General features: G+C 74.4%; 21 protein-coding genes and 1 pseudogene. 13 read left to right on the top strand and 9 right to left on the bottom strand.

Going from position 1 to position 24295, the window contains the following annotated elements; genetic code table 11:
• Positions 1–126: 126 nt before the first annotated feature.
• The 3 genes from ACFWWQ_RS04955 to ACFWWQ_RS04945 form a co-directional block, all read right to left on the bottom strand.
• The gene (locus ACFWWQ_RS04955) at positions 127–399 is read right to left on the bottom strand and encodes a hypothetical protein (RefSeq protein WP_384590179.1); all 273 of its coding nucleotides are present in this window, start codon (positions 397–399) and stop codon (positions 127–129) included.
• A 113-nt stretch (positions 400–512) separates the two neighbouring features.
• Positions 513–2081, bottom strand: coding sequence for an AMP-binding protein (locus ACFWWQ_RS04950; RefSeq protein WP_384590177.1), 1569 nt, complete (start codon positions 2079–2081; stop codon positions 513–515).
• Positions 2082–2222: 141 nt separating this feature from the next.
• Complete coding sequence (locus ACFWWQ_RS04945; RefSeq protein WP_384590174.1) at positions 2223–3110, bottom strand: Gfo/Idh/MocA family protein; 888 nt, start codon at positions 3108–3110, stop codon at positions 2223–2225.
• A gap of 583 nt (positions 3111–3693) precedes the next feature.
• Here ACFWWQ_RS04945 and ACFWWQ_RS04940 point away from each other — a divergent pair.
• The 6 genes from ACFWWQ_RS04940 to ACFWWQ_RS04915 all read left to right on the top strand — a co-directional run bounded on the left by ACFWWQ_RS04940 (position 3694) and on the right by ACFWWQ_RS04915 (position 12516).
• On the top strand, positions 3694–4317 hold the full coding sequence (locus tag ACFWWQ_RS04940) for a winged helix-turn-helix domain-containing protein (RefSeq protein ID WP_384590171.1): 624 nt from the start codon (positions 3694–3696) through the stop codon (positions 4315–4317).
• 422 nt (positions 4318–4739) lie between these two features.
• Positions 4740–7892, top strand: a complete 3153-nt coding sequence (locus ACFWWQ_RS04935) for an alpha-N-acetylglucosaminidase TIM-barrel domain-containing protein (protein ID WP_384590168.1) — start codon at positions 4740–4742, stop codon at positions 7890–7892.
• Positions 7893–7950: 58 nt separating this feature from the next.
• Positions 7951–8235, top strand: a complete 285-nt coding sequence (locus tag ACFWWQ_RS04930; RefSeq protein WP_384590165.1) for a DUF397 domain-containing protein — start codon at positions 7951–7953, stop codon at positions 8233–8235.
• Between the two features lie 124 nt (positions 8236–8359).
• Positions 8360–10330, top strand: coding sequence for a hypothetical protein (locus tag ACFWWQ_RS04925; RefSeq protein ID WP_384590162.1), 1971 nt, complete (start codon positions 8360–8362; stop codon positions 10328–10330).
• Between the two features lie 160 nt (positions 10331–10490).
• The gene (locus tag ACFWWQ_RS04920) at positions 10491–11405 is read left to right on the top strand and encodes a metal-dependent hydrolase (protein WP_384590159.1); all 915 of its coding nucleotides are present in this window, start codon (positions 10491–10493) and stop codon (positions 11403–11405) included.
• Between the two features lies 1 nt (position 11406).
• The gene (locus ACFWWQ_RS04915; protein ID WP_384590156.1) at positions 11407–12516 is read left to right on the top strand and encodes a PDR/VanB family oxidoreductase; all 1110 of its coding nucleotides are present in this window, start codon (positions 11407–11409) and stop codon (positions 12514–12516) included.
• A gap of 360 nt (positions 12517–12876) precedes the next feature.
• Here the strand turns inward: ACFWWQ_RS04915 and ACFWWQ_RS04910 are convergent, their stop codons facing one another.
• Positions 12877–13707: a thioesterase family protein gene (locus tag ACFWWQ_RS04910; protein WP_384590153.1), complete on the bottom strand. Its 831-nt coding sequence runs from the start codon at positions 13705–13707 to the stop codon at positions 12877–12879.
• 317 nt (positions 13708–14024) lie between these two features.
• Here ACFWWQ_RS04910 and ACFWWQ_RS04905 point away from each other — a divergent pair, with 317 nt between their 5' ends.
• Positions 14025–14870 (top strand): LLM class flavin-dependent oxidoreductase, encoded by an 846-nt coding sequence (locus ACFWWQ_RS04905; RefSeq protein ID WP_384590150.1) that lies wholly within the window; start codon positions 14025–14027, stop codon positions 14868–14870.
• Positions 14871–15066: 196 nt separating this feature from the next.
• Here ACFWWQ_RS04905 and ACFWWQ_RS04900 read toward each other — a convergent pair whose 3' ends face one another.
• The 3 genes from ACFWWQ_RS04900 to ACFWWQ_RS04890 all read right to left on the bottom strand — a co-directional run bounded on the left by ACFWWQ_RS04900 (position 15067) and on the right by ACFWWQ_RS04890 (position 16690).
• Positions 15067–15558, bottom strand: a complete 492-nt coding sequence (locus ACFWWQ_RS04900; protein WP_384590147.1) for a GreA/GreB family elongation factor — start codon at positions 15556–15558, stop codon at positions 15067–15069.
• Between the two features lie 87 nt (positions 15559–15645).
• Positions 15646–15930, bottom strand: coding sequence for a hypothetical protein (locus ACFWWQ_RS04895; protein WP_384590144.1), 285 nt, complete (start codon positions 15928–15930; stop codon positions 15646–15648).
• A 295-nt stretch (positions 15931–16225) separates the two neighbouring features.
• Positions 16226–16690, bottom strand: a complete 465-nt coding sequence (locus tag ACFWWQ_RS04890) for an ATP-binding protein (RefSeq protein WP_384590141.1) — start codon at positions 16688–16690, stop codon at positions 16226–16228.
• A 159-nt stretch (positions 16691–16849) separates the two neighbouring features.
• On the opposite strand from ACFWWQ_RS04890, the gene ACFWWQ_RS04885 reads away from it, so the two are divergent.
• Together ACFWWQ_RS04885 and ACFWWQ_RS04880 are read left to right on the top strand one after the other, a co-directional pair.
• Positions 16850–17680 carry a helix-turn-helix domain-containing protein gene (locus tag ACFWWQ_RS04885; protein ID WP_384590138.1) on the top strand — a complete coding sequence of 277 codons (831 nt, stop codon included), beginning with the start codon at positions 16850–16852 and terminating at the stop codon, positions 17678–17680.
• Positions 17677–17865, top strand: a complete 189-nt coding sequence (locus tag ACFWWQ_RS04880) for a DUF397 domain-containing protein (RefSeq protein ID WP_384590135.1) — start codon at positions 17677–17679, stop codon at positions 17863–17865. The genes ACFWWQ_RS04885 and ACFWWQ_RS04880 overlap by 4 nt, the downstream gene beginning before the upstream one ends.
• A 4-nt stretch (positions 17866–17869) precedes the next feature.
• Here ACFWWQ_RS04880 and ACFWWQ_RS04875 read toward each other — a convergent pair.
• A pseudogene (locus ACFWWQ_RS04875) lies at positions 17870–18178 on the bottom strand (substrate-binding domain-containing protein); the annotation flags it as partial.
• 296 nt (positions 18179–18474) lie between these two features.
• Between ACFWWQ_RS04875 and ACFWWQ_RS04870 the strand changes: the two are divergent.
• Genes ACFWWQ_RS04870 through ACFWWQ_RS04860 form a run of 3 tightly spaced genes read left to right on the top strand, consistent with a single transcriptional unit; the run spans position 18475 to position 22224 of the window.
• Entirely contained in the window at positions 18475–20100 is a 1626-nt protein-coding gene (locus ACFWWQ_RS04870; protein ID WP_384590132.1) for a glycoside hydrolase family 13 protein, read from the top strand.
• 24 nt (positions 20101–20124) lie between these two features.
• Positions 20125–21330 (top strand): LacI family DNA-binding transcriptional regulator, encoded by a 1206-nt coding sequence (locus ACFWWQ_RS04865; protein WP_384590129.1) that lies wholly within the window; start codon positions 20125–20127, stop codon positions 21328–21330.
• Between the two features lie 36 nt (positions 21331–21366).
• On the top strand, positions 21367–22224 hold the full coding sequence (locus ACFWWQ_RS04860; protein ID WP_384590126.1) for a phosphatase PAP2 family protein: 858 nt from the start codon (positions 21367–21369) through the stop codon (positions 22222–22224).
• Positions 22225–22316: 92 nt separating this feature from the next.
• On the opposite strand, the gene ACFWWQ_RS04855 is transcribed toward ACFWWQ_RS04860, so the two are convergent.
• Positions 22317–22784 carry a MarR family winged helix-turn-helix transcriptional regulator gene (locus ACFWWQ_RS04855; protein ID WP_384590123.1) on the bottom strand — a complete coding sequence of 156 codons (468 nt, stop codon included), beginning with the start codon at positions 22782–22784 and terminating at the stop codon, positions 22317–22319.
• Positions 22785–22976: 192 nt separating this feature from the next.
• Between ACFWWQ_RS04855 and ACFWWQ_RS04850 the strand changes: the two genes are divergently transcribed.
• Positions 22977–24295 (top strand): MFS transporter (locus ACFWWQ_RS04850; RefSeq protein ID WP_384590120.1); only part of this gene is annotated, 1319 nt, incomplete at its 3' end.

Below are 24295 nucleotides of genomic sequence, written 5' to 3'. Positions count from 1 at the left end.
CGCTCCGCGGGGCTTTCTGTGGGGTCGGGCGCCGGGGGGGGGCCGCGGCGGGTATGGCGGGGCCCGGGGGGGGCCCCCCCACGACGCCCGCGAGGGCCCGTTCCCCTGTCCCGTACGTGCCCCGTGTCAGCAGTTGTCGTAGAGCAGGGCGCGCACCAGGCGGCAGGTGGTGTCGGACGGGTGGTGGACGCCGATGGACTGGGCCATCGCGCGTATGCGGCTGTTGGGGGCCTGGTCGGGGCGGTAGACGCCGGTGTCGAGCAGGGCTATCGCCAGGCGCATGGCCTTGAGGCGGCGGTTGTGGGATTCATACCGCTCGCGGGGCCAGCCGGCGGGCAGCGGCTTCTTGGGCAGCGGGTGGGCCGGGAGAGGTTTCATCGTCAGAGTGGCAGGGGTCATCGGGCAACCTCCGAGTGCTGGGTGAACCCTCGCTTACTGGTTCCCATTCTACGGCCGACCACTGACAAAAGCCCCTGACCAGCGGCGATATGACGGTGCTTGACCGGGTCCGGTCAGGGTGCGGCGGCGGCCGTCGCGGCCGGGCCTTCCACCGCCCGCAGCCGGACCTTGTCGGGCTTGCCGACGGGCGTCAGCGGCAGCGCGTCGCAGATCCGGAACGCCACCGGCGCGTACATGGCGCCTTTGTCGTGAACCACCAACGCGCGCAGCTGCTCCGGGTCGACGGTGCGGCCCGGCGCCGCGACCACCGCGGCGTGCACCTCCTCACCGTCGTCGGTGGACACCCCGTAGACGGCGCACTGCGCGACGTCCGGATGGGTGTGCAGCAGATCCTCGATCTCCAACGGGTGGACGTGGCCGCCGACGACGATGATCACGTCCTTGGCGCGGTCGAGGAGGTACAGCCGCCCCTCCTCGTCCAGGAGGCCGATGTCGCCGGTGCGCAGCCAGCCGTCGCCGACCAGGACCTCGGCGGAGCGCTCCGGCTGCTTCCAGTAGCCGGTCATCACGCCCGCCGACCGTACGTGGATCTCGCCCGCCTCCCCCGGCCCCAGGGTGCGGCCGTCCCCGTCGCGTACGGCGATCTCGACGCCCGGCAGGGCCCGGCCGACGGTGAGCCGGCCGCCGGGCCCGACGACGTCGAGGTCGGCCGGGACCGCCTCGGCGATCGACAGCGCCTCGGACTGGCCGTACTCCCCGTACAGCACGGGTCCCAGCGCCTCGGCGGCCCGCCGCATCCGGGACGGGGACGCGGGGCTGCCGCCGTAGGTGACACGGGTGAGGGAGGAGAGGTCGGTGGTGGGCAGGTCGGGGTGGTCGAGGAGGCGGTAGAGGAGCGGCGGGAGCGTCCACAGGTGGGTGATGCGGTGGCGGGCGACGGCGGCGAGCACCTCGCCCGCCTCGAAGCCGCGCCGCAGGACAGCGGTGCCGCCGGCCGCCAGCGCCGCATCGGTGAAGATGCCCGCGAGATGGGCGAGGGAGGTGGCGGCCAGGAAGCGGGGCGGGTCTCCGGCGGCGGCCATCGGGCGGGTCAGCATGCGCGCGTAGGGCGCGTGCGTCATCCGGACTCCCTTGGGGACGCCGGTCGTTCCCCCGGTGTGCCGGATGCACCAGTCGTCCCCGGGGAGCGCCGCCCCCGGCACCTCCGGAGTCTCCGGGAGCGCGGCGCAGGCGGCCAGGAGGTCGTCGCCCAGGGGCTGCTCGTACGCGTCCGGGCCGAGCGTGAGGGCGGCGGGCCGGGGGCCGCGCAGGTGGCCGAGGAGGGCGCGGGCGGTGGCGGCCAGTTCCGGTTCGACGAGCAGCAGTGCGGCGTCCACGCCGTCGACGAGGGTGGCGAGGGTCGCGGGGGCGAGCCCGTCGTAGAGCAACACCACGCGCGCGCCAAGGTGGTTGGCGGCGTAGCGGGCGGCGAGCACGGCGGGGTCGTTGCCGCTGAGCAGGGCGACGGTGGTGCCGCGGCCGACGCCGCGGCCGGCCAGCACGGCGGCCATCCGGTGCGCGGTGGCGGCCAGTCCGCCCGCGGTGATCTCCGTACCGTCGGCGGCGATCAGGGCCGTACGGGCGGGATCGCGGCGCAGGGCGGCGAGCAGGACGTCCGTATAGGGGGCATCGGGGGCGTTCACGGGTGGGCTCCTTCACGCGGTGGAGGTGCGGCGGACGGGCGGCCGCCGCCGGAACGGACGGGTCCGCCGGTCCGGTACGCCGACGCTAGGGCCAAAGACCGCCCGCACCTGCGGGAATGCGCCATCCCAGGCGGCGCCCCGTCAGTCGAGTGCCTGCTCCGCCGCCGCCAGGATCTCGGTGACGCGGCGGCCGAAGCGGAGATCGCAGGGGTGCGGGCGGCCGGTGCGGACGGCGAGGAGGAGTGCGTCGACGGCGCGGTGGTAGGCGGGCAGCGGGCCGTCCTGACGGCGCGGCAGGACGCTGACCCCGGCGGCGCCGCGCAGGGTGACGGCAACACCCGCCGCGGCGGCGGGCGCGGTCAGGCTCAGCGTGGCGGAGCTGGCCGCGCCGCCCCGGTGGCGCAGCGTCAGCAGCACCGTGTCGGCCGGTCCGCGCCGGGCGGCGACGTCCACCGCGTCGCCGAGGACCGGCAGCAGGACGGAGAGCACGTGCGGGCCGACGTCCCACAGGGCGCCCTTCTCGCGGCGCCAGACGGAGGCGGCGTACGGGCTGTCGCTGCCCTCGGCGAAGACCGAGCCGAGCCAGTCGGCGTGCGCGGTGAACCAGCCGCCCTCCTCCGCCCGCCCGGCGATCCACTCCGCCTCGTGGGTGCCGAAGCGTGCCGTGAAGAAGACGACGGAGGCGACGCCCGCGCCGGAGGCGGCCTCGTCCAGCACCCGGGCCTCGCCCGGGTCGAGGGCGACGGGTTTGTCGAGGAGGAGGTGGCACCCGGCCTCGGCGGCGCGGGTCGCCAGGGGCGCCTGGACGGCCGGGGGCAGCGCCAGGGCGACGGCGTCGCAGGCGGCGAACAGCTCGTCCGGGGAGGTGTGGGCGCGGGCGCCGTGGGCGTGGGCCAGCTCCTCGGCCGCCTCCGGGCGGCGCCCCCAGACGCCGGTCAGCTCCACTCCGGGGTGGGCGGCCAGGGCGGGTGCGTGGACGCGCTGCGCCCAGAAGCCGGTGCCGAGAAGTCCGATGCGCGGGGTCGTCATGGGCCCAGTCTGCCCCGCCGGGGCCCGCTCCCCTGGGTGCCGAAACCCCGTACGGGCGCCGGAATCACCCGGGGTCGCGCGCATCCGGGCGGCGACCGGCGGACCGGGCCCGGCCCCGGGCGCCACCGCGCCGGTCCGGGCGGACGGAGCGCCTCGTCCGCCCGGGGGCTCGCGTACGCCCCCGCGCTCCCCCGCGGTCGCCCCGTACGCCCCGCCCGCACCCGTACGGCGCCGTGCGGGCGGGGCCGAACTGGCGCCGTGGTGGGTACGGGTGGGGCGTACGACGGGGCACGGTGCCCAGGATCCGGGCGCCCGTCTCACACCGCGGTCCGTGTGAAGGACATATCAACAGCCGTCTGGTTGAATGTGCGTCATGGCCAGCCTCAATGACAGCGCGACAGGTCGCAGCGACCTTGAGCCCTTCTGGCCGTCCCGCCAGGCGCACGCCTTCGATCGTCTGTGTTGCCACGCGCACTGAGCGCGGGCCCGCACTCCTCAGTCCGACGCCGTTGACCGGTGTCGTCGGCCCTGCCCGCGCGCACGACGTCCCCTGACGCTTCTCTGCGCGAAAGAGCTGAATCCCATGACGAACATCCGCCCTCTGCCTGCCCCGTCCGCGACGGCCCCCGTTTCCTCCGCCCCTTCCCCGCATATCGGCCGTCAGCGGCTGCGTGCCGTGGCACCCGATGAGGTGCCGCCGGTCGCCGAGCTGCTGACCGCGGGCGCGACGTGGCTGCCCGCCCCGCAGGGCAGCCTGCCGGTGCTGCCGGGCCGCCCGCCGATGGTCGGCTATCTGGTGCTCGTACCGGCCGAGCAGGCCGCGGCGGCGGGCCGCCGTCCGGACGCCGCGCCGGCCGCCTCCGGGCCGCCCGGCGCGCCCGCCGCGGAGGCCGCGTCCGGTCCGGGCGCGGTGACCGGCGACGAGGTCGTACGGATCGACCCTGAGCAGCGCACGGCGCGGGTGCTGGGCCATCCGCTGGATCTGACGTATCTCGAATTCGAGCTGCTGGCGCACCTGGTCGCGCATCCGCACCGGGTGCACACCCGCGATCAGCTGGTGACGACGGTGTGGGGCTACGGGCACGTCGGTGACGGCCGGACCGTCGACGTCCACATCGCCCGGCTGCGGCGGAAGCTCGGCTCCGACCACCGGGCGTCGATCGTCACGGTGCGGCGCGTCGGGTACAAGTACGTGCCCAGCGCCTGATCCGCACGGCTCCGGCCGGGCGCGGCACCACGGTGCGCGCCCGGCCGTTCGCCTGTCGGGACGGTCACCTGCCGTGGCACGCCGGTGTGTTGTGCGGTGCGGCGAGCACGGCGCCTTGGGCCGGGGCCGCCAGCTCGGTGTGCAGGGTGGCGGTGTGCCCCGCCGTCCCGACTGTCCCCGTGTGGCCCGCCCGGGCGCGTGAAGTGGGGGGGGCGAACGGGTGAGGGGCCGCCGAACAGTCACCGGAGGAGGCGCGGTGCGGGCGTGGCCGGGACGGGCGGGTCCCGAAGAACCCTTCCCTCTCGCCTCCTTGGAGCGGCACCCCGTGGCCGTTAGCGTGCCGGTGCGGGTGTGCCGCCCGCGCCGCGCTTCCGCACGTCCCCGTTGTGTCGCCGTACGACCACCGAGCAGTGGAGGCAGCCATGACCCGTCCGGCCCGTCGCACTCTGTTGGGCTCCGCCGCCGCGCTCGGCGTCCGGGCCGCGCTCGGCGGGGGCGCCGCCGTCCCCGCCCCCGCCCCCGCCCCGGCCGCGGCGGACGGCGGCGTCCCGTTCGGCACCGGACCGGCGCACGACGCGCTGCGCCGTCTGCTGCCGCACCACGCGGAGCAGTTCCGGCTCGTCCAGCTGGCCCCCGGCGACCGGACCGGGGACCGTTTCCGGGTCGGCGGGCGGGCCGGGCGGATCGAGGTCGCGGGGACCTCCCCGGCGACGCTGCTGACCGGGGTGCACCACTATCTGCGCCACACCTGCGGGGCCCAGCTGTCCTGGGGCGGCGACCAGCTGGCGCTGCCGGACCGGCTGCCCGCCCCGGGCGCGTCCGCCGAGCGGTCCTGCGCGCTGCCGCACCGCTTCGCGCTCAACGACACCCACGACGGCTACACCGCCCCGTACGCCGACTGGCCGCGCTGGGAACGGCTGATCGATCTGCTGGCGCTGCACGGGGTGAACGAGGTGCTGGTCACGCCCGGTTCGGAGGCGGTCTACCACCGGCTGCTGACCGGGTTCGGGTACACCGATGCCGAGGCCCGCGCCTGGATTCCGGAGCCCACCCACCAACCGTGGTGGCTGCTGCAGAACATGAGCGACTACGGCGGGCCGATCGACCCGGCGCTCCTGGCGCGGCGGGCGCGGCTGGGGCGGCGGATCGCCGACCGGCTGCGCGCCCTGGGGATGCGGCCGGTGCTGCCGGGCTACTTCGGCACCGTGCCGGTGGACTTCGCGGAGCGGAACCCGGGGGCCGTCACCGTGCCGCAGGGCGTCTGGGCGGGGCTGCGGCGCCCGGACTGGCTGGACCCGCGGACCGGCGTGTTCGCCGGCGTCGCCGCCGCGTTCTACCGTCACCAGCGGGAACTGCTGGGACCGGCCGGGAACTTCAAGATGGATCTGCTGCACGAGGGCGGCGACCCGGGCGACGTACCGGTGGCGGACGCGGCGCGGGCGGTGGAGCGGGCGCTGCGCACCGCGCACCCCGGGGCGACGTGGGTGATCCTCGGCTGGCAGGAGAATCCGCGGCCCGAGCTGCTGGACGGCGTCGACCGGGACCGGATGCTGATCGTGGACGGCCTGAGCGATCTGGACACCGTCACCGACCGGGAGCGGGACTGGGGCGGGGTGCCGTACGCGTTCGGGACGATCCCGAACTTCGGCGGGCGCACCACGATCGGCGCGAAGACGCACCGGTGGACGGAGCGGTTCACGGCCTGGCGGGACAAGCCGGGCAGCGCGCTGGCCGGGACGGCGTACATGCCGGAGGCGGCGGAGCGCGATCCGGCGGCGTTCGCGCTCTTCGCGGAGCTGGCGTGGAGCGAGCGGCCGGTGGACCGCGCGGCGTGGTTCGACGGTTACGCGGATGCCCGGTACGGGGGCCGGGACGCCGCCGCGCGGGCCGCGTTCGCCGCGCTGCGCACCAGCGCGTACGAGATCTCCAGCGCGGACGGGCGGCCGCACGACGCGGTGTTCGCGGCCCGGCCGAGCCTGGCCGCGCGGTCGGGCACGGCGCACGCCACGCACACCCCGGCGTGCGATCCGGCGGCGGTCGACACCGCGTTCGCCGCGCTGTTGGGCGTACGGCCCGCGCTGCGCGGCGCCGACACCTACCGCCACGATCTGACCGATCTGGCCCGGCAGGCGCTCGCCAACCGTTCCTGGCAGCTGATCGGGCAGCTCCAGGAGGCGTACGAGCGGGGCGACGGGGCAGCGTTCCGGGCGCTGTCGGACCTGTGGCTGCGGCTGATGCGGCTGAGCGAGGAGGTCACCGGGGCGCACCGGCGTTTTCTGCTGGGGCCGTGGCTGGCGCAGGCGCGGGCCGCGGCCGCCGGGGACGCGGCCCTGGAGGCGCGGCTGGAGCGGTCGGCCCGGGCGCTGATCACCACGTGGGCGGACCGGCCGACGGCGGACGGCGGGAAGCTGGCGCGCTACGCCAACCGCGACTGGCACGGGCTGATCGGCGAGGTGTACCTGCCGCAGTGGCAGGCGTATCTGGACGAGTTGGCGGATGCGCTGGCGGCCGGGCGGGAGCCGAAGACGTTCGACTGGTACGCGGGGGAGGAGGAGTGGACGCGGCGGCGGGAGCTCCATCCGGAGCGGCCGGTCGGCGATGCGTACCGCACCGCGCGGCGGGTTCGTGAGGTGCTGGCGGCGGCGCCGTACCAGGGGACGCTGACGGTCACGGCGGAGCCCGCGGCGCTGCCGCCGGGCGGGCGGGCGCGGGTCACGGCGGCGCTGCGCAACGTCAGCGGGCTGCGCGCCACCGGCCGGGTGGACTTCGCGCTGAGCGGCCCGGAGGCGGCGCCGGACGGCCCGCTGTCGCTGCCGTCCGTCGGGCCGGGCGCCACCGGCCGGGCGCGCTGGCAGGTCACGGCGCCCGCGGGCCCGCCGAAGGAGCCGCTGCGGGCGCTGCCGTACACGCTGAGCGCCACGTACGGACCACGCGGCGAGGAGCGGGTACGGGCGGTGCGCGAGGGCACGTTGTGGGTGGCGGGGCCGCTGGAGGCAGGGGTGGCGACGGTCACCACCAATGGGGCGGTTTTCGGTCAGGTGGCGGAGCGGTTCGCCGTCGACGGCGGCGGCAGCGATCTATGGCGGGCCACCGCGGAGTTCGGCGCGGTGTACCGGCCGGGGGCGCTCGCTCCGGGCGGGTCGGCGCAGGCCGAGGTGGTGCGGCAGGACGCGACGGCACCGTGGGCCCGCGCGGGCCTGATCGTCCGCAACCGGCTGGCCGCGGAGCCCGGTTCGCCCGGGGCCCGCGGTTTCCTCAACCTCTCCGTCACCCCGGCCAACGGCGTGGTGCTGTCCTACGACACGACGGGCGACGGCACCCTCGACACCTACGAGCGGCTGGCGGGGGTGACCGCGCCGGTGTCGCTGCGGCTGGTGCGGGGCGCGGACGGGGCGGGCGGCGGTACGTACACCGGTTCCTGTTCGGTGGACGGCGGCGCGACGTGGCGGGAGGTCGGGACGGTGCAGGTGCCGGGGGCGGCCGGGGCGCAGGACACCGGGGTGCACCAGTGTGCGGCCAACTCCGGTTCGGGTACGCGCGGGACGGCCGAGTTCCGCCGCTGGAGCGTCCGGTGACCGGCCGGCCACCGCGTACGCTGAGCCGGAAGGACCACGTGAGCGAGGGGACATCGGCATGAGCGCCGCAGCGGAGCAGGAAGCAGCGGATCGGGAAGCGGCCGGGAAGGCGGCGGCGAAGGAAGCCGAGAAGGCGTGGCTGTACGGCCTCGACATCTCGGACGCCACCTGGCAGCGCGCGCCGGGCGACGCCGAGGAGGCGGTGGAGATCGCGTTCCTGGAGCGCGGCGCGGTCGCGATGCGTAACTCCACCGAGCCGGATGTGGTGCTGCGCTACACCAAGGCGGAGTGGGACGCGTTCGTGCTGGGCGCCCGGGACGGCGAGTTCGACCTGGAGATCTGAAGCACCCCGGGCCCGTGCCCGGTGCCGGGTGGCCGTCCGCGGCCGGGCCCGGCCCCCTTCCGGTCACCCGTACCGGCCTTCGTGGCGGCGGGTGACCGGCCTCGTTTTCGCTCGTTCACCGAGCGTGAAACAGCAGCCGACACCCTCCCGTCAGGACAGCGCCCCCGAGGGCCGCGTCGCCGCCCACGCCCCCGGAAGGGCCCCGGACGGCCTCGACGCGGTGAACGTCGAGGAGGCCGAGGCGGCGCTGGTCGCGCACTATTCGCGGCTGGTGCGGCTGGCGTATCTGGTGCTGCCGCACGGCGGTGACCGGGACCGCCGGGTGCGCGCCGCGCACGCCGTCACGCAGCGTGCCCTGCCGCGCCGCCGCACCGGTACGCCGCCCCTGCCGCTGCCCGGCCCGCGCGGCCACCTGGAGGCGGACGGTCCCGGGTACGCGGGGCTGCGGGTCCAGGTGTTGCGGCAGGCGCTGGCGGTGGCGGGCGGCCGGTGGCGGCGGCCCGGGCCGTTGCCGCAGGTGTGGGGGGTGCGGCTGGCGCCGCGGTCCGGCGGGGCGGCGGAGTCGGCCCTGGACCGGGAGTTGGCGGAACTGTCGGCGGCGGGGCGTGCGGCGTATGTGCTGCGCGCCCTGGAGCGGATGACGCCGGCGGAGGTCCACCGGACGCTGGAGGCCGCCGGGGTGCGCGATCCGGAGGTCGCGGCGGTGGAGGCGGACGAAGTGACGGCGCCGGGCACGGTGCGCGGCCGGTCCCTGCTGGAGTCGCCGGAGTTCGACGCGTGTGCGCTCCAGGCCCGGCCGACGGATCTGATCCGGCGGCGGCAGCACGGCCGGGCGCTGCTGGCGGCGGGGGTCGCGGTGGTGGTGTGCGGGGCGCTGCTGGGGCTGCCGGGGCAGGGCTGGGGGCCGCAGGGTGCGGCGGCGCCGCCGTACGCGGAGAACGCGGCGGCGCGGGCGGCGATGGATCCGGCGCGGCTGACGGTGTCCTCGCCGACGGCGTGGAAGTCGGCGGCGCGGGAGGACTTCGCGGCTTGGCCGGCGCGGGGCAACCGGGTCGGCGACACGGCGTTGCTGCGGCGGGCGCTGGCGGTGTGGGCGCGGCCGGGGCCGCGGGTGAAGGTGGCGGCGACGCCGGGTACGGCGGCGGGTCCGGCGGCCGGGCCGCCGCAGTTGCTGTTCGCGGGGACGGTGGATCACGCGGCGGTGGTGCTGCTGCACGACGGGCAGCGGCTGGTGCGGTACGCGGAGGCGGCGGACGGCTCGACGGACGCGGGCGCGGCGCTGGACTTCGCGCGGACGGACGGGGCGCAGGGCGCGTCGGCCGCCGTGCTGGTGGTGGGCCGCACGGCCCGCAACGTCCGCTATCTGACGGCTCCTTGGGCGTCGTCGGTGCGGCTGGTGGATCTGCTGAAGCCGGGCGCGCCCGGGGAGCGGCTGGCCGTCGACGCGCAGGGGGTGACCGCCCCGGCGCCGTCGCCGGGCCCGTCCGGCGGATGCGATTCCTGGCCCGCGCTGCGGACGGACGGTGCGCTGCTGACCGACCTGGGGGAGACGACCCCGGTGCGGCTGACGTACGGGACGCCGCTGGCGCCGGATGCGGTGGACGGTCCGGAGGGGCAGGCGGCGTGGGCACGGACGGCGTGTCAACTTCCGGCGTTGCGGGGGCTGGGCGTGCAGTCGGTGAACGCGTGGCCGTTCGCGCGGCAGGCGCTGCCGGGCGGGGCGGGCACCGCGTCGTGGCTGTGTGCCCGGGCGGAGACCTGGCGGGGTCCGGGCAGCCGCACGCTGTCGGTGTTCCAGGCTCCGGCGCCGAGCGGGCAGCCGTATGCGACGGGTGCGGTGACGGCGGCGGCCGCGGGCGGTAGGGCGTGCGGGCCGCGGGCGCCGCGGGTGCTGGCCGGGGTGTTGTGGAAGTCCGGGGACGGGGCGTGGTGGCTGCTGGCGGCCGGTAGCCGGGAGGTGACGTCGATCGCGGCGACCGGTGGCGTACGGGGCGGGGCGGCGGGGCGGTTGCTGTCGCTGCGGGTCCCGGCGGGCAGCCATGCGCAGCTGACGGGCCGTCTGTCGGGTGGTGGCCGGATCGACGGGCTGGGCTGAGGCCCGGCGGTACGGACGGGCTGACGGCGGTCCCGTACGGGGCGGCGGGCGGCCTCGTAGGGCGGACGGATCCCGGGAGACGGCGGACGGCGCCGGGCTCCCGGGATTTTCCCTGTCCGAGGGGTATTGCCAGCGCCTTACCCCCCAGTAAATTGACGCTATGTCTAACAAGGCGTCGCCGCGGCCCGGACCGGCCGCACAGGAGCATGTGCCGCTGAAGGCCCGCAACGTCGCGTTCGACTGGGCCGGCACCCCTCTCCACTGGGTCCCCGGGGACCCGTCCACCACCCACACCATCAATGTGCTGCATCTGCTGCTGCCCGCCGGTGAACGCTGGTTCGTGCACGTCTACAAGCAGGCGCTGCCGCTGATCCGGGACGCCCGGCTGCGCGAGGACGTCCTCGGCTTCATCGGGCAGGAGGCGATGCACTCGCAGGCACACGACGGGGTGCTGCCGCATCTGCGGGCGCAGGGCCTGGACCCGGAGCCGTACACCGCACAGGTCGACTGGTTCTTCGAGAAGCTGCTCGGCGACCGGACGCTGCCGCCGGGGCGGCCCCGTGCGTGGTGGCTGCGGGAGCGGATCGCGCTGATCGCGGCGATCGAGCACTACACCGCGTTCCTCGGCGACTGGGTGCTCAACGCCCAGGAGCTGGACGCGAAGGGCGCCGACCCGGTGATGCTGGATCTGCTGCGCTGGCACGGCGCGGAGGAGGTCGAGCACCGGTCGGTCGCCTACGAACTGTTCCTGCACGTCGACGGCGGCTACCGGCGCCGGGCCCGCACGTGGGCGCTGGCGTTCAGCACGCTGGTGTTCCTGTGGCAGCGCGGTATCCGCTTCTTCATGGAGAACGACCCGAGTCTGCGCGACGGCAAGACGTCCGCGCGGGACTTCTGGCGTGGCGGCCGGGACGGCGTGCTGCCGGAGCCCGCCGCGATGCTGCGGTCCATCCCGCAGTACCTGAGCCCGTCGTACCACCCCTCGCATTACGGCAGCACCGCACAGGCCGCGGCCTATCTGGCCCGGTCCCCCGCCGCGGTCGCCGCCGCGGCCGGATCCCCTGGAGGCGCCTGAGATGCCCGTCGTTCCCCGTCCCCGTGCCGTACGGACCGTGCTGGTGGTGGGCGGCGCCGCCGCGGTGCTGCTGGCGCGCGGTGCGCTGCGCCGCCGGATCAGGCGGTCGCCGCTGTGGCCGCTGCCCGCACTGGAGGAGCCGGTCTCGGGCCGGGGCGGCGGCCGGGGCGCCGGTGCGCTGCGGCTGCGTGTCGCGGAGCGCACCGAGGCGGCCGAGGGCGTGGTGGCGCTGCGGCTGACCGGCGAGCGGCTGCCGTCCTGGGAGCCGGGCGCCCACCTCGACCTCGTCCTGCCGTCGGGCACCGTACGGCAGTACTCGCTGTGCGGGGACCCGGCGGACGCGGGGTCGTACACCGTCGCGACGCGGCTGATCGCGGACGGCCGGGGCGGTTCGCGGGAGGTGCACGAGGCGCTGCACGAGGGCGCGGAGGTGGAGGCCCGCGGGCCGCGCAACCGCTTCCCGCTCGCCGACTGCCCTGCGTACCTCTTCGTCGCGGGCGGTATCGGCGTCACGCCGCTGCTGCCGATGGTGCGGCAGGCGGAGGCCGAGGGCGTGCCGTGGCGGATGGTGTACGCGGGGCGGTCGCGGGCGTCGATGCCGTTCCTGGCGGAGCTGGAGAAGCTGGCGGGCGGCGACCGGATGACGGTGGTGGCCGAGGACACCGACGGGCGGCCGGACCTGGCGGCCGCGCTGGCCGGGGCGCCGCCGCACGCCGCGGTGTACTGCTGCGGCCCGGATCCGCTGATGGACGCGGTGGCGACGCTGCTGCCCGAGGGCCCGGAGGGGCTGACGCTGCACACCGAACGGTTCGCGCCCGCAGCCCCGCCCGAAGGGGCCGCCGGGGACGCCCCGTTCGTGGTGGAGCTGCGCCGCACCGGCCGCACGGTGACGGTGGAGCCCGGCACCAGCGTGCTGCGCGCCCTCCGCGAGCAGGCGCTGCCGGATCTGCCGTACTCCTGCGAGCAGGGCTTCTGCGGGACGTGCCAACAGCGGGTGCTGGCGGGCGAGGTCGACCACCGCGACGCGCTGCTGACCGACGCCGAACGCGACGACTCCCTACTGATCTGCGTGTCGCGGGCGCGGGGGGCTTCTTTGACGCTGGACCTGTGAGCGGGGCGTGCGCCCCGGCCCGGTTACCGCCCGAGGACCGTCACCCCAGGCCGCCAGGGTGTGCGGCACGACGACCGGGGCGCGCCGCAGGACGGGGGGGCGAGGAGCGACCGGACGGCGCACCTCGGAGTCGGCCACCGCGGTACTCCGGCACCAGCGGAACCGGATCTTCCGCGCCCCACAGGCGAGCTGACCCGCGCCGCACAACGCGACGGAGCTACAGCGCGAGGCGCCCGGCATCGGGCCGACGGCTCAGGCGCCGGGTATCAGGCCGACGGCTCGGGTACCGGGTATCGGGCCGGCGGCTCAGGTACCGGGTATCAGGCCGACGGCTCAGGTACCGGGTATCAGGCCGGCGGCTCAGGTGCCGGGTATCGGGCGGACGGTGAGGATCTGTTCCGCGTGGCCGACGGGGCCGTGGACGTCGTGGAGGACGCTGCTGGTGACGCCCTGGCCGGAGGGGCCGAAGGTGACGCTGGTGTCCAGGCCGGTCCAGGGGCCCCGGGGTGTGCGGTGCAGGTGGATGGTGAGGTCGACGTTGGGGAACATCCACGCGGTGGGGTCCTGCTGCACGGCGATGCCGTTGGCGGTGTCGACGAGGGTGAGGTAGGAGGCGAGTTCGCTGCGGGGCTCGTCGGCGACCAGGTCGACGGTGGACGAGATCCACGCCGTCGTGCGGCCCTTGCGGTGCGATGGGACCCGGCGGGCGTCGAGGGAGGCGATGTAGCCGCCGCCCCAGGTGTCGTCCATGGTCCACGGCGCGAGGGTGTCGGGGTGCGGGATGCGCTCGAAGGGGCCGTCCGCGACGGCCGTGGTGTCGAGCGAGGCGAGGAGCCAGGCGCGGGCGCGGACGACCGGACGGCCGCCGATCCGCAGGACGGCTTCGAGGAGTTCGATGGTCCGGCCCGGCCGGATCGTCTCCACGGTGACCTCGCACTCCTCGAAGGCGATGCGCCCGAGGATGTCGTAGCTGATCCGGGCCAGGGCCAGACCGGGGCCGGGGCGCTCGGCGACGTGGCGGTCGAGGACGTGCGCGAGGAGCCCGGCGACCGGCCCGAAGTGCTGTTCGTCGGGGCTCCAGGCGCCCTGCGCGTGGGGCGTCGGCTTGTAGTGGCGCTCGTCCGTGCGCTCGTAGTAGCTCTCGCGGTGGCTCCGACGGTGGCTCTCGCGTCCGGTGTGGGCGATGGTCACAGGCGATTCTCCTCACGCGGGACAGACATCGGTCGGGGCGGGGAGCCGACCAGGCAGGCAACCCGGCCGCGCCGTCCGGCCCGTGCAAAGGAGGGTAAAGGGCCCGGTGTTGCGTGGGCAGGGGCCGTGATCGATTCCACAGGGTGGCGGAGGCGACGCGCGGGACGCGTGACACCTGCACCTGCAGTCGTGCCCCTGCCCGGTAGCGTGAAGCGGCCGACTGCAAGCGTTACCGGGTGGAACCGTCGGGCCGGCTGTCCGGCCGGCCCGCAACGAGGTCAGATCGTCCTGTCCCGGCCTGGGAGGAGCACGACACCATGGAAATCGGAATCGGACTGCCGGTTCTGCGCCCTGATCCGGACCTGTCGATCGTCGACTGGGCCAGGCGCGCCGAATCGCGTGGCTTCTCCTCGGTCGGCTCCACCGACCGCTTGGTCTACGACCAGTACGAGCCGCTGACCGCACTGGCTGTCGCCGCCGGAGCCACCTCCCGTATCCGGCTGACCACCAGCATCCTGCTGGCCCCGCTGCGCGCCAACCACGCGCTGTTCGCGAAGTCCGCCGCCACGCTCGACCGACTGTCCGGCGGCCGGCTCGTGCTGGGCCTGGCACCCGGCGCCCGGGAGGACGACTACGGGGCGAGCGGGCTCGAATTCCGGTGCCGCGGCAAGCTGTTCGACGCGCTGCTCGAACAGGCCACCGGGCAGTGGCAGAACCACGACGACATCGGACCGCGCCCGGCCACGCCCGGCGGCCCCCCGCTGCTGCTGGGCGGGTTCACCGAGACCGCCCTACGGCGGATGGTCGCCTACGGGCGTGGCTGGGTCGCCGGCGCCCAAGGTGTCGAGAACTTCCGCGCGCTCCTCCCGGGGGTCCGACAGGCATGGCAGGAGGCCGGCAAGGCGGGCGAGCCTCGCCTGGTGGCGACCGCGCACTTCGCGCTGGGCCCGGACGCGGAGCAACGCCTGCACACCAGCCTGGCGAACTACTACACCTCTGGCACCTACACCCAGAAGTCCATCGAAGCCGGTCTGGCCACGCCCGAAGACGTGGCCCGCGAGGTGGCCGCCTACGCCGAGGCGGGCTGCGACGAACTCATCCTCTTCCCGCACGGCGGCGGCCAGGAACAGGTGGATCTGCTCGCCGACGCGGTCGGGCTGTGACCTCCGGGAAGCGGGCGGAGAGAGGCTGCCGCCGACTCCGCATACCCAGTGGTTCCCCTGGCCGGGCCGTGGCCCTCCACGTCGAGGGGCAGATGCTCACTCATAGCCGAAGGCTACTGGCCATCTGCTCCCCCTCACCCTGCTGGGCAGCAGAGGTGGTCGGAGGTCCCGACAGGCATGAGCCGACATCACCGGTTCATGTTCCGTAGCGTCCGTTCGCCGGGCCGGGTTCGCCGACGGACAGCAGGTGGATGACCTCCCGTCCGTCGGGGGTGGCGTATTCGACGCGGTCGCCCGCTTCGTGGCCGAGGAGCGCGTGGCCGAGGGGGCTGTCGACGGTGACGAGCGTCGGGTCGCGCTCCGACGCCAGCCGCGCGAGGTGGAGCGTGGCCCGGTCCCCGTCCGGGAAGCGCACGGTGACGGTGCTGCCCACGCCGACCGCGTCGACGGGCGGTACGCCCGCGCGCTCACCCTCGTGCAGGCGCAGGGTGATCTCGGCCATGCGGACCCCGATGCGGGTGGCCTCGTCGACGCGTTCCGACGCGTCGGCGGCGTCGCCGCGGTCGCCCGCCTGGCCGGAGTCCTGCGGCTCCGGGGCGTCGGCCGCGCGGGCGGCGCGCAGCGCGTCGCGGTCCCGCTCCAGCGCACGGCGCTCGGCGGCGCTGATCGGTTCGGGTTCCTGGCTCATTCCTGCTCCGTACGTCTGACCTGCCCGTACCCGTGGCTGCTCGGTGAGGTGGCCTTCCGCCCGCCGCCCCCGCGAGCGGCCCCGCGCTCACTTTCCGTAGTCGGAGGGCGGGAACGGGTTCCGCTTCTTCCGTGGGGCGACGCTGCGGGGCATGGTGCCCTGGTTTGCCTCCCGCTCCACCTCGGCCCGCGCCTCCGCGTACCAGGTGGCGTCATCCTTCCCGGCGCCGTCGGGCAGCCCCACCTCACGGCGGTCCTCCTCGGTGCGCCGCTCGGCCTCGCGCCCGTCGGGCCGCCGGGGCATCCCGCGCCCGTGGCCGTCGTCCGGGTCCCCCGCAACCGCCTTGTTCGGCTTGTGATGGTGGTGTGCCATGCGCCCTCCTCGTCGGCTGCGGAGGCCGGGCCCCTTACGCACCCGGCCCGGGCGATGCGCTTCTCCCAGGATCGCCGGGGCGGCGGGCGGGTGCATGTCGGGGCGGGTGGCGCCCAGGACCGTGCCGCGCGGGGCACCGGCAGCCGACCGGACGACGCTATGCCGCCACCCGGCTGGCCAGGACCTCCCGTGCGAGGCGGCGCGGGTACGCCACGGAGTCGCCGGAGGCTTCGGGGTCCACGAGAGAGAGGCGCCCCACCACTAGCTTGCTGCGGCCGTAGACGGGCTTAGGAGATCACAGCCCCACCTCCGCGCGGACGATCTTGCCGACGCCGAGGCGGTCGGTGACCTCCCAGCGGTCCGCGAGGGCGTCGACGAGGAGGAGGCCGCGGCCCGATTCGGCGTCCGGTGCGGGCAGACGGAGCCCGTCCGGGCCGGGCGGCCGGGCCTCGGTGCGGGTGTCGGCGACCTCGATCCGTAGCCGGTCGCGCCCGGCGAGACCGCCTACGAGGGTGAGCCGCAGCTCGAAGTCACGCCCCGGGACGCGGCCGTGGAGGACTGCGTTGGCGGCGAGTTCGGCGACGAGCAGGGCGACGGTGTCGGACCGTTCGGTGCCGTACGGGGTGCCCCAGGCGTCGAGCTGGGCAGTGGCCAGCCGCCGGGCGAGGCGGGCGCCGCGACGGGTGGCGCTCAAGCGTTGCGCGAACACACGCGCGGTGACGGGGGTGGGGGCCGCGGGGGTGGCGGGTGAGGCGTGCATATGCCCAAGCTGGCGGCCCGAACGAGGTGTTGACCAGCACCTGCACCCGTACGCTTCGTCAGCGTACGGGTGCGGAGAGTGGACAGTACGGGTAACCGACCGTGAGCATGGCCGAGTTGGCCGGAGGGGCGGCACGGAGCACACCGGAGGTGGCCGGAGATGACAGGGAACACGGGCGGCGGGGAGCCGGAGTCCACGGACAGCCTCAGGGCGTTCGGCGCGGCAGTCAAGGTTCTTCGGGAACGGGCCGGGCTGACGCAGGAGCAGATGGCTCCGCTGGTGGGGTTTTCGGCCCAGATGGTGGCGTCGATCGAGCAGGGGAGGCGATTCCCTCCGCCCGATTTCATCGAACGGGCGGAGGAAGTCCTGAACGCGCACGGGGTACTACGGGCGATGGCCCCTCATCTCGCCCGGAAACCGGGATTGGCGGCATGGTTCCGTCAGTGGGCCGCGCTGGAGGAGAAAGCGCTGAGCCTGTACACGTATGAGTGCCGGTTGATTCCGGGACTGTTGCAGACGGAGGCGTACGCCCAAGCGCTGTTCCAGAACCACCTGCCGCCACAGAGCGACCAGCAGATCTCCGACAACATGGCAGCGCGGTTGGAACGGCAGCGTCTGCTTACGGAGCGGCCGAACACCGCGTACAGCTTCATCCTGGAAGAGCACCTGTTCCTGCGCGGCCTGGGTGGCGCAAGCGTGACGCGGGAACTCATTGACCACATTATCGAGATCGCTTCCCAGCGGAATGTCGAAGTGCAGATCATGCCTCAAGTGCGTGAGTCACACGCGGGACTGGCTGGGCCGATGCGGCTGGCGGAGACCGCCGGGGGCAAGTGGTACGCGTACTGCGAAGGTCAGGAATACGGCCAGTTCATCTCGGACCCCAAAGTGGTCAGCATGCTCCAGATGCGGTATGCCAGGATGCGTTCACAGGCTCTCTCCCTCGATGACTCTCTGAGCCTGTTGCAGCGGATGCGAGGAGCACTATGAGCACCACCGAACTCTCCTGGTTCAAGAGCAGCTACAGCAGCAGCTCCGGCGATGACTGCATCGAGGTAGCCACCTGCCCCACCACCATCCACATCCGCGACTCCAAGGACAAGAACGGCCCCCAGCTCGCCGTAGCGTCCGACACCTGGAGCGCCTTCGTCGCGTACGCAAGCGCCCAGCGCTAGGCGATCACCCCGGTGCGGCCCCCGTAGACCCCCGCACCACCAACTCCGGCTGGAACACGAACTCCGTATGCCGGACGGGATGCCCCTGGATCTCCTCGATGAGCGTGTCGACCGCCGCCGCCATCGACTGGACGGGTTGGCGGACCGTCGTCAGGGGCGGGTCCGTGAAGGCGATCAGCGGGGAGTCGTCGAAGCCGACGACGGAGACCGCGTCAGGGACCGCCAGGCCGCGCCCGCGGGCGGCGCGGACCGCGCCCAGGGCCGTCGCCGCCAGGGCCAGGCCCGCCGCCAGTGCGGTGGCGGTGACGCCACGTATGCCACGTACGCCACGCCGCATGTGAACTCCTTGGGGAATCGCCTGAGATGGCGAGGTGGAACGTCACAGCGCCGCAAGAAAACCGAAAGACTTTGCGGGATATTTCTGCAAGGTTGCTGGAAAGGTCTGCGGCGGGAAGGCGTACGGGCCGTCACCCGACGCCCGCCCGCGCGTTGATTCCGGTGCCAGGCGCACCGCTCCTGGCGGCGCACGGCCCCTCCCGGTGGCCTCCGGCCCGCGCCGGGCCGCACCGGCGGCACGCCGTCCGCCCTCCCCGCACGAAGGGACGGCAGATGACCCAGCAGCTCACCTCTCCCAGCCCCGCCCGCCAAGCCGCCGGACCGGCCCCCGGGCCCGGCTGGTGGCGCGACGCCGTCATCTACCAGGTCTACGTACGGTCGTTCGCGGACAGCGACGGCGACGGCATCGGCGATCTGCGGGGGGTGCGCGAGCGGCTGCCGTACCTCAAGGACCTGGGCGTGGACGCCGTCTGGCTCACACCGTTCTACGCGTCACCGCAGGCCGACGGCGGGTACGACGTCACCGACTACCGCGCCGTCGACCCGCTCTTCGGCAGCCTGGAGGACGCCGACGCGCTGATCCGCGCGGCCCACGCCGGCGGGCTGCGGGTGATCGTCGACATCGTGCCGAACCACACCTCCGACCGGCACCCCTGGTTCCGGGACCCGGAGCTGGCCCGGGAGCGCTACCTCTTCCGGCCCGGCCGCGGCACCGACGGCGAACTGCCGCCCAACGACTGGGAGTCGGTCTTCGGCGGCCCCGCCTGGACGCGTACCGACCGCGGCGACTGGTACCTCCACCTCTTCGCGCCCGAGCAGCCCGATCTGAACTGGGACAACCCCGAGGTGCACGCGGAGTTCGCGGCGATCCTGCGGTTCTGGCTCGACCTCGGCGTCGACGGTTTCCGGATCGATGTCGCGCACGGCATGGTCAAGGCGCCGGGCCTGCCGGACATCGGGCGCGGCAGCCAGGCCACCCTGATCGGCAACCAGTCGCTGCCCTTCTTCGACCAGGACGGCGTCCACGCCATCCACCGCTCCTGGCGCTCCCTGCTGGAGAGCTACGGCGGCGCCCGCATCGGCGTCGCGGAGGCATGGGCGCCCACCCCGGAACGGCTGGCGCTCTACGTCCGGCCGGACGAGCTGCATCAGGCGTTCAACTTCCAGTTTCTGACGGCGAGTTGGGGGGAGACGGCGCTGCGGGAGGTCATCGATGCGTCGCTGGCCGCCACCGCCTCCGTCGGCGCCCCCACCACCTGGGTCCTCTCCAACCACGACGTGGTCCGGCACGCCACCCGCCTCGGCTCGCTGGCCCGCGCCCGCGCGGCGACGCTGCTGATGCTGGCGCTGCCCGGCTCCGTCTACCTCTACCAGGGCGAGGAGTTGGGCCTCCCGGAAGTCACCGACCTGCCCGACGAGGCCCGTCAGGACCCGGCGTTCCTCCGCCGCCGGGGCGCCGCCGACGCCGCCGACGCCGCCGGGTCCTCCGGGCAGGACGGGCTGCGCGACGGGTGCCGGGTGCCGCTGCCGTGGACCCCGGACGGCCCCTCGTACGGCTTCGGCGACGGCGGGAGCTGGCTGCCGCAACCTGCCGTGTGGGGCGGGCTGTCGGTCGTGGCGCAGACCGGTGACGTGGACTCCACGCTGGAGCTGTACCGGGCGGCGCTCGCGCTGCGGCGGACGCTGCCGGGCCTGGGCGACGGCGGGATGACCTGGCGCGAGGCGCCCGAGGGGGTGCTGGCGTTCGCCCGGCCCGGGGTGGTGTGCACCGTCAACACCACTGGCGGCGACGTCGCGTTCGAGGCGCCCGGACGGCTGCTGCTGGCCAGTGCGCCGCTGCCCGTCCGAGGGGCGGCGGCGGTGCTCCCCGGGGACAGCTGTGCCTGGTGGGCAATCTGAGGGGCGAAAGGTAAAGTCCCTGGCATGACCGCCCGGCTTGCCGATATCGCAGCGCAGGCGGGTGTCAGCGAGGCCACCGTCAGCCGGGTGCTCAACGGTAAACCGGGCGTCTCCGCGACCACCCGCCAGTCGGTGCTGGCCGCCCTCGACGTCCTCGGCTACGAACGCCCCGTACGGCTGCGGCAGCGCAGCGCGGGCCTGGTCGGGCTGATCACCCCGGAGCTGGAGAACCCGATCTTCCCGGCGTTCGCCCAGGTGATCGGCCAGGCCCTGACACGTCAGGGCTATACGCCGGTGCTCGCCACGCAGACGCCGGGCGGCTCCACCGAGGACGAGCTGACGGAAATGCTGGTCGACCGCGGGGTGGCCGGGATCATCTTCGTCTCCGGGCTGCACGCCGACACCTCCGCCGATATGCAGCGCTACGCCCGGCTGCGCGGCCAGGGCGTCCCGTTCGTCCTCATCAACGGCTTCTCCCCGCGGGTGCAGGCGCCGTTCGTCTCCCCCGACGACCGGGCGGCGGTGCACCTGGCGGTCACCCACCTCGTGGCGCTGGGCCACCGCCGTATCGGGCTGGCTCTGGGGCCGCGGCGGTTCGTGCCGGTGCAGCGGAAGATCGAGGGGTTCGTCCGGGCGGTCCACGAGCAGCTGGGGCTGGACGCCGCGGCGGCCGAGCGGTGCATCGAGCACTCGCTGTACTCCCTGGAGGGCGGGCAGGCGGCGGCCGGTGCACTGCTGGACCGCGGGGCGACGGCGGTGGTGTGCGCCAGCGACATGATGGCGCTCGGCGCGATCCGCGCGGCCCGGCAGCGGGGCCTCGACGTGCCGCACGAAGTCTCCGTCGTCGGGTTCGACGACTCCCCGCTGATCGCGTTCACCGACCCGCCGCTGACCACCATCCGGCAGCCGGTCCCGGCGATGGGCCAGGCCGCGGTGCGGGCGCTGCTGGAGGAGATCGGCGGGACGCCCGCGCCGCACAGCGAGTTCGTCTTCCACCCGGAGCTGGTGGTGCGGGGCTCGACCGCGTCGGCGCCCCGGGCGGCGGGCGCGGAGGCCGGGGCGGACGCGGACGCGTGGCCCGGCGGCGCCGCGGACGCCGCCACCACGGAGTCCCGTTCCCCATCGAAGCGGACAAAGATCCCGGTACCGTCCACTCCACCCCTGGCGGGCGGGATCCTGACATCCACCCCGAGAAGCACACAGGACGTCGCCAACCCCGTCAGGGAATGACAGACCGGTAACCCCTTTCTGGCAAACTGTCTGCCCATGGGTGAAGCGCATGTGAGGACCGTCGACGACCCACCGGCCAGCCCGCCGCCTCCTGGCGCGACCGCGGAACACCCTCCCCGCCCGGGCCGGATGACCCGGCTGCGGGTCCCGCGCGCCCCCCGGCTGTGGTTCGAGATCCTGCTCATCGCCCTCAGCTACTGGACGTACTCCGTCATCCGCAACGCGGTGCCCGAGCAGGAGGCGCAGGCGCTGCGGAACGCCGACGGGATCTGGCGGGTGGAACACACCCTCGGCATCGCCGTCGAGCACACCGTCAACCACGCGGTGAACGCCGTGACCTGGCTGATCGTGCCGATGAACTACTACTACGCCACGCTGCACTTCGTGGCGACGATCGGCGTGCTGGTCTGGCTCTACCGCTGGCACCCCGGCCGGTACGCCGCCGCCCGCCTCGCGCTCTTCGCGACCACCGGTGTCGCGCTCGTCGGCTACTACTTCTATCCGCTGGCGCCGCCGCGGCTGATGTCCGACGGCGGGTTCGTCGACACTCTCGTCCAGCACAACACCTGGGGCTCGATGGCGTCCGGGAACCTCGCGTCGATGTCGAACCAGTACGCCGCGATGCCGTCGATACACATCGGCTGGTCGCTGTGGTGCGGCCTGACGGTGGCGCTGCTGGCCCGCCCGCCGTGGGTGAAAACGGTGGCGCTGCTCTATCCCTTCTTCACCCTGCTGGTGATCATCTCCACCGCCAACCACTTCTGGCTGGACGCCTGCGGCGGCGCCCTGTGCCTGCTGTTCGGCTTCGCGGTGGCCTGCCTGTGGTACGGGACGCTGCCGCACCATCTGGCGCGGGACGCGGCGGGGCAGGAGCGGGAGTTGGCAGGGGTCTGACCGGGGCCGGGGCGCGGGCCCCAGCCCCCTTTCGTTCCACCCCGGTGGGTGAGTGGCCGCCGGACATCGTCAGGCGGAGCGCCCCCGGCGGATCACACCGGCCGGACGTCGCCCTGCAGCTCCTCGACGGCGGTCACCAGCGGCGCGAGCACGGGCTCACCGGCCGCCCGGTCCAGCGCCTCCCGCAGGGCGGTGTTGTGGGTGGGACGGGCCTCCTCCAGCAGACGCAGACCGGATTCGGTGACGTCGGTGTAGATGCCGCGGCGGTCGGTGGGGCACAGGTACCGCGACAGCAGCCCGCGGTCCTCCAGCCGGGTCACCAGCCGCGTGGTGGCGCTCTGGCCGAGCACCACGGCATCGGCGACCTGCCGCATCTGGAGGTGGCCGCCCTCGCCGTCGTGCTGGCGGCTCAACACGTCCAGCAGCGCGTACTCACGGGCGCTCAACCGGTGCGCGGCCTGCAACGCCCGCTCGACGCTGCCCTCGATGCGTCCGTGCAGCAGCGAGAGCGCCGACCAGCTGTGCGCCAGTGCGGTCATCGCCGGGTCGGTGGCGGTCATGGGCAGCTCCCTCAATCGGGTCGTACGGGCGGAGGCGCCGGCAGGGAGCCTGCCGCCGTATCACGCACTTCACTATACCCGCGTTCGCCATTAGTCATCGTGTGCAATTATTGTCGATGCATATAAGGCGCTCGCGCATCTTCCTGGCGTCTTCCTTCCGGCTTCCCCTCCGCACCTCAAAGGACCCTCGTCATGCCGCTCGCACTTCTGGCCCTGGCCATAGGAGCCTTCGGAATCGGCACCACGGAATTCGTCATCATGGGACTGCTGCCCCAGGTCGGCGCGGACCTCGGAGTCTCGGTGCCGACGGCCGGATTCCTGGTCACCGGCTACGCCCTCGGCGTCGTGATCGGTGCGCCGCTCATGACCGTCCTCGGCACCAAGATCTCCCGCAAGAACATGCTCATGCTGCTCATGGGCCTGTTCATCGTCGGCAACGTGATCTCCGCCGTCGCCCCGGTCTTCGCCGTCATGCTGATCGGCCGGGTGGTGGCCTCGCTGGCCCACGGCGCGTTCTTCGGCATCGGCTCCGTCGTGGCCGCCGAGCTGGTGGCACCGGAGAAGAAGGCGGGCGCCATCTCCATGATGTTCACCGGCCTGACCGTGGCCAACGTCGTCGGCGTGCCCGTGGGCACGTTCGTGGGCCAGAGCGCCGGATGGCGCGTGACCTTCCTGATCGTCGCCGCCCTCGGCGTCCTGGGCCTCGCGGGCGTCGCCACGCTCGTCCCCGACGTCCCCAAGCCGGCGGGGGTGCGACTGCGGCACGAGGTCGCCGCCTTCAAGAACGGCCAGGTCATCCTGGCGATGGCCATGACGGTCCTCGGCTTCGGCGGCGTGTTCGCCGCGATCACCTACATCGCACCGATGATGACCGAGGTCAGCGGCTTCGCGGAGTCCTCCGTCACCTGGCTGATGGTGGTCCTCGGGGTCGGCATGGTCGTGGGCAACCTCGTCGGCGGCCGGTTCGCGGACCGCAGGCTGATGCCGATGCTCCACACCGCCCTGGGCGGTCTGGCGCTGGTCCTGCTGCTGTTCACCTTCCTGGCCTCCGGCAAGGTCGCGGCCGTCGTGGCCGTCTTCCTCATCGGTGCGCTCGGCTTCGCCACCGTCCCGCCGCTGCAGAAGCGCGTCCTGGACCACGCCCACGGCGCCCCGACGCTCGCCTCGGCGGCCAACATCGGCGCCTTCAACCTGGGCAACGCCCTCGCCGCCTGGCTCGGCGGCCTGATGATCTCCGCCCGCCTCGGCTACGCCGCACCCAACGCCATCGGCGCCGCCCTGGCCGCCGCCGCCCTGGTGCTGGCCGTCGTCTCGCACCGGCTGGAGCTGCGCTCCGCCCACGCCGAGGCGGTGTCCGCCCCGGCGCACCCTGACGCGGCCGCCGCGCCCGTCCCGGCGGGAACCGCCCCCCCCCGCCCCCCCGCCCCCCCCGCCCGCGGGGGCGTCCGCCGGCCCGGGCGCGTGGACAGCGCTGTGGCCCCCCCGCAGCAGCCCCCTCAAGCCCGCGCGGC

It is taken from the genome of Streptomyces sp. NPDC059080 (genome assembly GCF_042739975.1).
Taxonomy (GTDB): Bacteria; Actinomycetota; Actinomycetes; order Streptomycetales; family Streptomycetaceae; genus Streptomyces; species Streptomyces benahoarensis.
The sequence above is the reverse complement of the archived record's forward strand: the minus strand, read 5'-3'. Positions and strand labels throughout refer to the sequence as shown.